The following is an 11,276-nucleotide window of genomic DNA, read 5'->3' on the forward strand; positions in this document are numbered from 1 at the left end:
GAAACTGAGTATTTTTGAGTAGCGGATTAAAGTTGGACGTTAGAAGTTGATTGGCATTTAAAAACATTTAAATTTGTCTATCTTGCGGCTCCAGATGACTTCTGGTTAATCTTCAATAGCACAGGCTATTATCGATAATTGTAAAGCTGCAAAAGAATTAATGTTCAAGAGTATTCAAAGCCTTCGCTTTCTTTTCTTCCTACTTCTTTTCCTTATTTCGGGTTTATCAAAGACCTGGGGGCAGGAGGAAGCTCTATTGAAGGAATTGGAAGCTTTTATTAAAATGGCGCCGCAATATGATGCTCAAAAATGGCAAAAAATAGGCAGCTTCCGCAGGCAATTAGATTCGGCACCACATGAGGATCTAAGGCTTAGACACCATCTTAATCAGGAACTGCTGAATGAATACCGGGTCTTTAAACAGGACTCGGCATTTTATTATGGTTTAAGGACCCGGGAACTGGCAGAAAAGCTGCAGGATAAAGACTTGATTGCCACAGCTGTGATCAATCTTGCCGAGATAAGTGTTTCAGCAGGAATGTATAAGGAAGCACTGGAATATCTTTCCCTAATAGAACCCGAAGGACTTCCGGAGAATCTTAGATCCCTGTATTACGGTTTAATGGGACGCTGTTATAGCGAAATGGCCGAATACAGTAATTTAAAGCAATTTTCAGAAAAATATAACCGTCTTGCCAGAGAGTATAGAGAAAAAGCACTTGCGCTCACAGACGAGGGAACTTTTTTTAATGATTTTCTTCAGAGTTATATCCAGTTTAAGGAAGGTAATCTTGAGCAAGCGCGAAACGACTTTTTAAAGTTACTGGGACGGGAGCTAAATTCCCGGGAACTGGCACTAACAAGTTTTATTCTGGGGGAGATCTATGTCGAGATGGGCGAAAAACAAAAAGCCATACCCCACCTTGCAGTGGCCGCAATGGCCGATATTGAAACTTCTGCAAAGGAGAACCTGGCCGTGATAAGACTTTCCGAAATCATGTTTGAAAAAGGAAATACCAGGCTGGCTTCTGTATTTATTCATAAAGCTAATGAAGATGCTTCTTTTTATGGTGCGCAGCAAAGAAAGATCCGGGTGGGTGCAATTCTTCCCCTAATTGAAGAAGAAATAATTGACCGAATTGAAAAGCAGAGGTCTCGCCTGTTAACGCAGAATATAGTCATGAGCTTTTTGTTGATCTTTGTGGTCATACTTGCGGGGGTAATATTTCTTCAGGTAAGAAAACTGAAACGGGCAAGGAAGGTGATTGAAGAGGCTCATGAAAATTTAAAGATTATAAACCGTGAGCTTACCGCCGTCAATGAAAAAATAAATTTGAATAACCTTGAATTGAACAGGGTGAATCATTTACTCCTGGAGGCAAATAAGATAAAGGAAGAATATATTGGATTTTTCTTCACCCAGGATGCAGATATTTTTGAAAAATTCAGGGACTTCAAATCCCGTGTAGAGGTCACTGCCGAAGAGGGGAAACTCGACAAGGTAAAGTACTTATTAAGTACGTACGATCTTAAAAAGGAAAAGGAAAAACTGCTTCGTAATTTTGATGAAGCCTTTATTAAGCTCTTCCCTAATTTTATTGAAGAATTCAATTCGCTTTTGAGGCCCGAGGAACAGATCTATATAAAAAAGGGCAAAATATTGAATAAAGAACTCAGGATTTTTGCTCTTATAAGGTTGGGAATCACCCACAATGAAATCATTGCCCAGATCCTTGGATACTCTGTGAATTCCATTTATGCCTACAAGACCAAATTAAGAAATAAATCCTGGCTTGATAAGAAGGATTTTGACCAGAAATTATTCGAAAACACTACGCTAAAGTTATAAAATAGTCGATATTTCTTTAATATTTTCTATATAAAACCACGCATCATTTTTTGTGCAAGTATCTTAATTACAGTTTATTAACTGTAATTCTCTCATCTTTATTTCTATATGCTTTTCAAAAAAGGTCATAGGAGCCTTTTTATTTAGGAAGTTTGGAGTGTTCATTAATCCACCCGGTTTCCGGTTGGCAATGTTTGTTTATCAAAAAAAATATAAATGCAGAACAAAACGCTATTAAATTCTGGTAAAAAAATGAAGGAGGGCCTCATGCTGCTTTTCTTCTTTATCGGTATTATGTTAACAGCCCAGGAAGTTAATGCCCAGGTAAAAGTACAGGGGCAGGTTCTTGATGACACCGGCCTTCCGCTTCCCGGAGCAACCATCATTGAAACAGGGACTACCAATGGAGTGGTCACAGATTTTGATGGAAATTTCACCATAGAGGTTCCCTCTATATCTTCTATGCTCACCATAAGTTATATGGGCTATGAAACGAAAACGATTGAAGCAGCGGCAGACTTTATGACGGTCACATTAAATACTGATGCAGCTGCTCTTGATGAGGTGGTGGTTATAGGTTACGGTCAATCGCGACAGAGAGATCTTACCGGGTCTGTATCCGCAATCGATTTAGATGATATTGAATCCCAACCCGCTTCCAACATTGGAGAAGCGTTACAGGGGCGTGCTGCCGGGGTTCAGGTTATCACTTCAGGACAACCGGGTAACAATCCTGTGATAAGAATTCGGGGGATTGGAACTATTGGTAATAATGATCCACTTATTGTTGTAGACGGAGTACCTCTTAATGGAGGGCTCAATCAGGTAAACATGCAGGATGTGGCTTCCATGCAGATCTTAAAAGATGCATCGGCTACTGCTATATATGGATCACGCGGAGCTAACGGGGTTGTGATCATTACTACTAAAAGAGGAAAAGCCGGAGTTGGGCAATTAACCCTGGATATATTTTCGGGAATACAGGAGCCAACCGACATGATCAATGTTCTAAATGCGCAACAATTTGCACTGCTTAGTAACGAGATGCTCGCCGCAGGTGGATTTACAACAAATCCCGATTTTGCCGATCCTATTGCTCTTGGAGAAGGGACAGATTGGCTTGATGCCCTTTTTACCACAGGCCATCAAAACAACGTGACCCTCGCATACAGTAATGGGAATGAAGACTCTAATGTATATACTTCCCTTAACTTTTTTGATCAGTCGGGAGTGATTATCAATAATAATTATCGCAGGTACATCTTTCAGTTGAACAGTGATACAGATGTTAATGATCGACTACGCTTTGGGAACTCCCTTAAAGTGAACCACGATATCAAGGAGCAGGGGGAAATGAACATTAACGGAGCCATACTTTCCCTTCCTACCCAACCTATCTATCGTGAAAACGGAGACTTTTCCGGTCCCATTGGTCAGCCTATCTATTCAGGAGACGTTGAAAACCCAATAGGTAAAGCGACTATAGTTGAACAAACTACTAAAGGTTATAACCTTCAAGGGAATGTTTTCGGGGAACTGGATCTTTTCAGGAATTTTACTTTCAAATCCCTTTTTGGAGCAGAAGCGAATTTCTGGTATGAAAGAACGTGGAGCCCGGCTTACAGCTGGGATACCGATATTGCACCAAACGCATATTTATTTGAATCCTCAAACCGGAGCGTAACTATTCTTTGGGATAACACTTTAACTTACAACAAAGAATTTGACAATGGTTCTTCGGTTACAGCGGTGGTGGGAACCAGTGCCCAGGAGAATGAGTTCAAATACCTTAGTGGCTCTGTACAGAATTTCCCAAGTGAATCTACTCAGCAGATCAATAACGGAATTGAATTGCCAACGGTTAACGGAACAGGATCTGAATGGGCGATCTTTTCATACTTCGCCAGGGTGCAGCTCGATTACCTCGACAAGTATTACTTAACCGGAACAGTTAGACGAGACGGCTCTTCTCGATTTGGTGCCGGCAATAAGTACGGAACCTTCCCTTCAGCTTCGGCTGCATGGAGAATTTCAGATGAGGATTTCCTTAGAGAATCGAATACCATTAATGAGCTAAAACTTAGACTTGGATATGGGGTGACAGGAAACCAGGAGATTGGGAACTACGCCTTTGCTTCTGCTTACAACACCAATGTTTATAACTTCAACGGGAATTTTGTAACTGCTGCCGTTCCAACTACTTTACCTAATACAAATGTGCAGTGGGAATCACAGAAACAGTACAATATTGGTCTTGATGCAACTCTTTTCGACAGGGCTGTAGATTTCAAGATCGATCTGTATCGTAAGGATACCGAAGATATGTTGGTGCCTCAATCTGTGCCAGTGACTTCGGGTTACTCTGATATCTATGTACCTTATATTAATGCAGGAGCAATTAGAAACCAGGGTGTGGAAGCCATAGTTACTACCTATAACTATGCAAGAGAGGATTTTAGCTGGAGTACAGATTACGTATTCACCTACAATGATAACGAGGTGATCAATATCAACAGTGATACCCCTCTTACTACAGGTGGAATTGGACTGAATTATAACCTGGCACGCATCCAGCCGGGATATCCAATCAACGTTTTCTACGGATTTGTTCAGGAGGGAATTTTCCAGACGCAGACCGAAGTTGATAATGCGGCAGTACAATCTCCGGGAACGAATCCCGCGACCAGTACAGCACCGGGAGATATAAGGTTTAAGGATCTCAATAACGACGGTAGAATCACAGATGATGATCGTACTTTTATTGGTAATCCAAACCCCGATTTTACTTTCTCTCTTAACAACACCCTGAGGTATAAAAACTTTGACCTTAGCATCTTCTTCCAGGGAGTCTACGGGAATGATATTTTTAACGCGAACAGACTTTACACCGAAAGCATGTCGGTTACCACAAACCAATCAGTAGCTGTACTGGACAGATGGAGAGGTCCGGGAACGAGTAATGATATGCCAAGAGCAGTGTTTGGTGACCCTAACAACAACACCCGTCCTTCTACGCGTTATATAGAAGATGGTTCTTACCTGAGGCTCAGAAATGTGAACCTTGGATATAATTTACCTGTAGAGAAATTCGGAGATGATATTTTTAGTTCAGCTAAAGTTTATCTCGCCGGGCAGAACCTGTTTACGATCACAGACTATTCAGGATTTGATCCTGAAGTAGGACCTAATGGAATTGACAATAACATATATCCTGTGACCCGCAACTTCACAGTAGGAATTAATCTAGGATTTTAAAAAATAGCGATGAAACACTTTAAAATATACATCATGTCCCTGGTTGCCCTGCTCCTTATGAGCTGTAGCGACGACTTTCTTGACAGGCAACCGCTGGATACCATAAACACGGAGAATTATCCCACCACCGCCGAAGAGTTGGTGACTGTGGTGAATGGAGCTTACCAGCCATTACAATGGCCAAAGCTCTACAATTTAAGGATGTGGAGTACAGATATCATGGCCGGTAACAGTATTGTTGGTGCCGGGGGAGGATCTGACGGGATCGAGACCCAGGATATGGCCAACTTTGTAACCAATACAGATAACGCCGGAGTACTTGATCTATGGAGAGGCCCATGGCCGGGGATCCTTATGTCAAACATCGTTCTCGATGCAGCTCCACAAATGGACATTGATGAAGACATAAGGAAAAGAAGCATGGGAGAAGCACATTTTCTAAGAGCCCATTACTATTTCATTCTTGCAAGATTCTTTGGGGATGTGCCTTTGATCACCGAGCCGCAAAGCTCAGACAGTGATCTATTCCCTCCACGTGATCCTGTTGCTCAGGTTTATGAGCTCATTATTAGTGATCTTAATGCTGCTGCAGAACTTTTACCTCCTAAATCTTCTTACGGTTCAGAAAATAAAGGAAGAGTATCAAAAGGAGCTGCCTATGGTTTGCTGGCGAAGGTGCATCTTACTCTTGGAAATTATCAGGAAGTAGTGCAATACGCTAACGAAGTTGAGAGCCTGGGATACGCCCTGAATGAGAATTACGCCGATAATTTCTCCATTACAAATGAGAACTCTGTAGAATCCCTTTTTGAAGTGCAATACGCTTCTAATGGCGGATATGATTTCTGGAGCAATGAAAACCAGGCTTCATGGGCAAGTCCTTTTATGGGGCCCAGAGGTGCCAATTTTGTTGCTGGTGGATTTGGATGGAATCAACCAACAGAAGAATTTGTCAACGCCTATGAACAAGGAGATGAGCGGAAGGATGCCACAGTACTTTATGAAGGAGGACCAGAATTTGACGGAAAAGAGTATGAAAGCCGTTTCTCCTTCACAGGTTATAACACCAGAAAGTTTTTAGTGCCCTTAAGCCAGGTTTCTGCTTATGACAACAGCCCAATGAACTTTCCAATTCTAAGATTTGCAGATGTGTTGCTTATGAAAGCTGAAGCTTTAAATGAATTGGGACAAACAGAACTTGCCGAAGATTACCTGAACATGGTACGTAACCGTGCAGGGCTTGATGATATTGAAAATCTTAGCCAGGCCGATTTTAGAAATGCAGTTTTACATGAGCGTAGAATCGAACTCGCTTTTGAAGGCCAAAGATGGTTTGACCTTATACGTGTTAATGATGGCGAATATGGTCTTAACTTCCTTAGATCCATTGGGAGGAACAATGCTTCACAAAAGCACTTGTTATTTCCTATCCCTCAAATAGAATTAGACAGGAACCCGAACCTGGTTCAAAACCCCGGTTACTAAAAAATGAGAAATATGAATTCAATTTTAAACCTGAAGCGATTTTACGCAATCACGCTCGCCCTTGTCCTGGGAGTGATGAGCGGTTCCTGTGAAACTGATGAGCTGGAAGATCCTTCCATTGAAAATGTTAATAATGAATTGGCACTAACAGTTTCTGAAGAAAACCTGGAACTGGAAGAACGTTTCATGGGAAATGAACTTGGTTTTACCTGGTCTACAGGAACTAACCGGGGCACCGGGGCTGCCATTATGTATACCCTTGAAATAGATCTTGCAGGAAGTGATTTTTCAGATCCCTTAATTACCCTTGTGGAAGGTGAAAAGAATAGATATCTGGCTTCTATAGATCATGGAACCCTCAATCACAGACTGCTAAACAGCGGACTTGATGCCGGAAAGGTTTACGATCTGGAAGCACGATTAACTGCAGAAGTTGCAGATCCTGCTGTGGAAGATCAGGTGTCAAAAAAGGCATTTTCGGTTGCTACTTATAAACCAGTATCAAGCAAGTTGTTCATTGTAGGGGATGCAAGCCCAAACGGATGGGATATCTCTAATGCTACTAAACTGACTGCAGCTAATCAACGTGGGGTTTTTATATATGAAGGAAAACTTACTGAAGGAAATTTCAAATTTGCAGTAAGTCAGGATGATTGTTTCTGCCAGGATTTTTACACGAAAGATGCCGATGATGATAATAAGATAGTGTACAATGAAGGTGGTAGCGGAGAAGATATTCAATGGGCAGTTACAGAAGAAGGTAACTACAGGCTGAGAGTGGATCTGCTAAACAAAACAATAGAAATTACGCCTGTAGAAGACGCACCTTTCGACCGACTCTGGATCGTAGGGGATGCTACTAAAAGCGGATGGGATATCAACAATCCTGCAGCCTTCGAGCGAAGTGAAGAGGACCCATTCGTATTCACTTATGAAGGAAATTTCAACCCTGGTAGCTTTAAGATCCTTGCAGGAGAAACTGGAGATTTCTGCGGAGAGTGGTACAGACCATTAGAAAATGGACAGGCGCCTGTTGATGGTTCTGTAGAGCAAAGAGCAGGCTGTGAGCCCGACTACAACTGGACGGTGACCGAAGAAACTGCGGGTAGATACAGGGTTAGCCTGAACACCGGAAACAACACGATCAAATTCACTCCTGTGGATCTCTATATCGTGGGAGACGGTAGCCCAAGTGATTGGGATATCAATACACCTATGGCGCTTACATACGATAGTGGAGATTTTGTCTTTAACGGGGAATTGGGTGGTATCAATCCAACCGGAGAATTCAAATTTTCCAAATCTGTGGGAGACTGGTGTAATGGCGAATGGATCGTTAGTGCAGAGAATGGTCAGGCGGTAACCAATCCGGAACATATCACTGCGATAGGTTGTGTAGGTCCGGACAATAAATGGAAACTGCAGGAAGGCGACGCCGGTAGTTATGAGATCAGGATCAATCTGGATACAGATAACATGACCATCACTAAACTCTAGGCCCTAAAAAAGAGATTTTTAACACCTCCTGTTTTCGGGCAGGAGGTTCAAAAATAAAAACATGAAAAAAAGTAAATTTTTGCTCCTCGCGCCACTGGCATTATTCATGGCGTTGGTGAGCTGTAATAATGACGATGACGCGCTGTTAAGCCCCATTGATGAAGGGGTGAACATGAGCTACAGCGAAGTTCTCAATTTTAAAAAGGACAAAGCAAAGTACAACCCAGGTGAGGAAGTGAACTTCAGTGTGAACGGGACTCACCAGAACACTACAGTACGATACAAATACCTGGGCGAAGTAATAGAAGAGGCGCCACTTACCGGCACTTCCTGGACCTGGGAACCTCCTTCCGAAGATTTTAGAGGCTACATGGTTGAACTTGTAAAAGAAACCGATGGAGAGGAAACGGTAATTGGAACAGTAGCTGTTGATGTATCTTCAGACTGGACAAAATTTCCCCGCTATGGTTTTCTATCACAGTTTGGTAATATTTCAGCTTCTCAAAGGGCAGATGTCCTTAATAACCTGAAAGATTACCACATAAACGGGCTCCAGTATTATGACTGGCATTTTGAGCACCAAAGACCTCTGCCTCTTGATGAGAATGGTGCGCCGGCAGAGACCTGGAACGACCTTTTTAACCGGGAAATCTACCTGGGCACTGTAGAAGGATTTATTGAACAGGCACAGGAGCGTAATATGGCTTCCATGTTTTATAATCTACTTTTTGGAGCCTGGAAAAAGGATGAAGTACAGCCCGTGCCTGTAGAGTGGTTAATGTATAACGACCGCAATCACAAGGATATTAATCGTCATATACTTTCAGGGTTTGGAGACATTCAGCTAACGGATCCTGCTAATGATGAATGGCAGGAGCACATTTTTGGAGAGACAGCTACTGTCTATGAAAATCTGGAATTTGATGGCTGGCACCTTGATCAACTGGGAAACCGAGGTACGGTTTACAATTATGAAGGTTATAAGATTGACTTGGGAGAGGCTTATAAGGATTTTCTTATTTCTTTAGAGAATCGTTTCCCAGATAAGAAGCTGGTTCTTAATGCCGTTGACCAATACGAGCAGGAAGAGATCCTTGAAGCTCCGGTAGATTTTGCCTATTCAGAAATTTGGAGCAGGTATCAGTATCAGGATCTTGCACGGGTGATCCTCGAGAATTATGAATATTCCAATGGAGAGCTCAATACAGTACTGGCAGCATATATGAACTATAACGCCCAGGATGGAAATTTCAATACTCCTGCTGTTCTGATGACCGATGCTGTGATCTTCGCTTTTGGAGGTGCACATCTTGAACTGGGTGAGCACATGTTATCCAGCGAATACTTCCCTAATGATAAACTGGATATGAGCGCCGATTTGCGTAACACCGTAAGAGAGTATTACGATTTTCACACCGCTTATCAGAACCTTTTACGTGATGGCGGAAGCTTCAACTTCCCTGCAGTACAATCTCAGGATGTAGATGTGAAACTGAACAACTGGCCTCCGGTGGTTGGTCAGGCTGCTGTGGTCGGGAAACAACTGGAAAACAGCCAGGTACTCCACCTTTTAAACTACGACGGCGTTTCTACCCTGCAATGGCGGGATGATAGCAAAATTCAGAGAGAGCCTTTGGTTAAGGATAATTTTAGTATCACTGCAGAGGCAGGAAGAAATGTTTCTAAAGTGTGGTTTGCCTCTCCCGATATTAACGGAGGTGCTTCCCAGGAACTCGAATTTACTCAGAGTGGTAACCAGATCACGCTTGAAGTGCCTTACTTAAAATTCTGGAGCATGCTTGTGCTCGAATACTAACCAGGAAAAAAGAACATTATGAAAAATATCAAAGTTATATCGACTCTTTTCCTTTTCGTCCTCGGGCTTACGGCCTGTAGTTCTGATGATGATATCACGGAAGTCACTCCCGAACCTACAGCCGACTTTACTTCTGAAGCGGTTCCCGATAATCCCCAGCTCATCAGTTTTACAAACCTTGGCACAGATGCCGAGGAATTCTTTTGGGATTTTGGAGATGAATCTGAAGGTTCAACTCAAAAGCACCCTACTCACCTGTATGAAAATGCAGGAATTTACACTGTTAGTCTGACTGCTACCACCGGAGAAGTTGAAAATACAGTTTCCCGGGACATAACTGTTGTGGGCACCCCTACGGCCGACTTCAGTTATGCAGCAGCTCAGGATAACAGCTTCACTATTAGCTTTACAAACTTAAGCCAGAACGTGGACAGCTATGAATGGGATTTTGGAGATGGAACCGGTGTTTCTTCCGAAGAAAACCCGACCTACACTTATACCGAAGCAGGGACATATCCTGTAACTCTTACTGTAACAGGTGCAGGAGGAACTGTAGAAACCACTCAACAGGTCGAAGTAAAAGATGCACAGCCTGCTTTTAATGCAATTTACATTGTAGGAGATGCTTCGGAAAGTGGCTGGAACATTGGTGCTCCTGTAGTTTTTGAACAGAGTTCGACCAATCCTTTTATTTTTACCTATAACGGAGTTCTAAACACCGGTAACCTGAAGTTTTCCACCTTTACCGGTGAATGGTGTGACGGTCAATGGTTAAATGCTCCCGAAGCTGGAATTGCAACTACCGGAACTACAGGTTTTATAGTTACCAATGGCTGCGACGGGCCCGATAATCAATGGACGGTGACAGATGAAACCAGGGGTCGTTATAATATTACTATTGACCTTGAGCAGGAAAATGTAAATTTTGAAAAGCTCAATGCGCCTTATTCCGAACTATATGCAATAGGTGACGCCGCTCCAAATGGCTGGGTTCCTCAAAATCCTTCTGAGGCCTTTGTGCAGGATGCAGTTGATCCTTTCATTTTTACTTATGAAGCCCATTTGAGCCCCGGAGAGCTGAAGTTTTCAACTTTTAAAGGGGAATGGTGTGATGGCGTCTGGATCAACGCGCCACAAGCTGATGCAGATATAGTTAATGCTTCTGAATATTATGTGAGAAATAGTTGTGATGACCCCGACAATAAGTGGAGGGTGACTTCAGAAACCGAAGGTGATTATCTGATTACAGTGGACTTTTACAATGAAACTATACATTTCGAAGCCAAAGAATAATTAATTAAAAAATATAATTAGCCGTGGGCATTCCAGATAAAAAATGGAATGCCCGGCTAATAATTGCCTGAATAATGCCTA

6 protein-coding genes are annotated in these 11,276 nt (G+C 42.4%); all 6 read left to right on the top strand.

The window, feature by feature from the left end; all coding sequences use genetic code 11:
- The first annotated feature begins 160 nt into the window (after window positions 1-160).
- The 6 genes from susR to OU683_RS16360 all read left to right on the top strand — a co-directional run bounded on the left by susR (window position 161) and on the right by OU683_RS16360 (window position 11,195).
- Window positions 161-1,849 carry a SusR family glycan utilization regulator gene (gene susR / locus OU683_RS16335; protein ID WP_268140268.1) on the top strand — a complete coding sequence of 563 codons (1,689 nt, stop codon included), beginning with the start codon at window positions 161-163 and terminating at the stop codon, window positions 1,847-1,849.
- Window positions 1,850-2,065: 216 nt separating this feature from the next.
- Entirely contained in the window at window positions 2,066-5,104 is a 3,039-nt protein-coding gene (locus tag OU683_RS16340) for a SusC/RagA family TonB-linked outer membrane protein (protein ID WP_268140270.1), read from the top strand.
- Between the two features lie 9 nt (window positions 5,105-5,113).
- Window positions 5,114-6,589: a RagB/SusD family nutrient uptake outer membrane protein gene (locus tag OU683_RS16345; protein WP_268140272.1), complete on the top strand. Its 1,476-nt coding sequence runs from the start codon at window positions 5,114-5,116 to the stop codon at window positions 6,587-6,589.
- Between the two features lie 12 nt (window positions 6,590-6,601).
- Entirely contained in the window at window positions 6,602-8,086 is a 1,485-nt protein-coding gene (locus OU683_RS16350; protein ID WP_268140274.1) for a SusE domain-containing protein, read from the top strand.
- Between the two features lie 61 nt (window positions 8,087-8,147).
- Window positions 8,148-9,902 carry a glycoside hydrolase family 66 protein gene (locus OU683_RS16355; protein WP_268140275.1) on the top strand — a complete coding sequence of 585 codons (1,755 nt, stop codon included), beginning with the start codon at window positions 8,148-8,150 and terminating at the stop codon, window positions 9,900-9,902.
- Between the two features lie 18 nt (window positions 9,903-9,920).
- Complete coding sequence (locus tag OU683_RS16360; protein WP_268140277.1) at window positions 9,921-11,195, top strand: PKD domain-containing protein; 1,275 nt, start codon at window positions 9,921-9,923, stop codon at window positions 11,193-11,195.
- Window positions 11,196-11,276 lie beyond the last annotated feature (81 nt).

The organism is Salinimicrobium sp. TH3 (assembly GCF_026676115.1).
Classification (GTDB): Bacteria; Bacteroidota; Bacteroidia; order Flavobacteriales; family Flavobacteriaceae; genus Salinimicrobium.

Bases quoted from the DNA above. Each gene is read 5' to 3' on its own strand.
- OU683_RS16340 (WP_268140270.1), top strand. From the start codon at position 2,066: ATGCAGAACAAAACGCTATTAAATTCTGGTAAAAAAATGAAGGAGGGC.
- OU683_RS16350 (WP_268140274.1), top strand. From the start codon at position 6,602: ATGAATTCAATTTTAAACCTGAAGCGATTTTACGCAATCACGCTCGCC.
- OU683_RS16355 (WP_268140275.1), top strand. From the start codon at position 8,148: ATGAAAAAAAGTAAATTTTTGCTCCTCGCGCCACTGGCATTATTCATG.
- susR (WP_268140268.1), top strand. From the start codon at position 161: ATGTTCAAGAGTATTCAAAGCCTTCGCTTTCTTTTCTTCCTACTTCTT.
- OU683_RS16360 (WP_268140277.1), top strand. From the start codon at position 9,921: ATGAAAAATATCAAAGTTATATCGACTCTTTTCCTTTTCGTCCTCGGG.
- OU683_RS16345 (WP_268140272.1), top strand. From the start codon at position 5,114: ATGAAACACTTTAAAATATACATCATGTCCCTGGTTGCCCTGCTCCTT.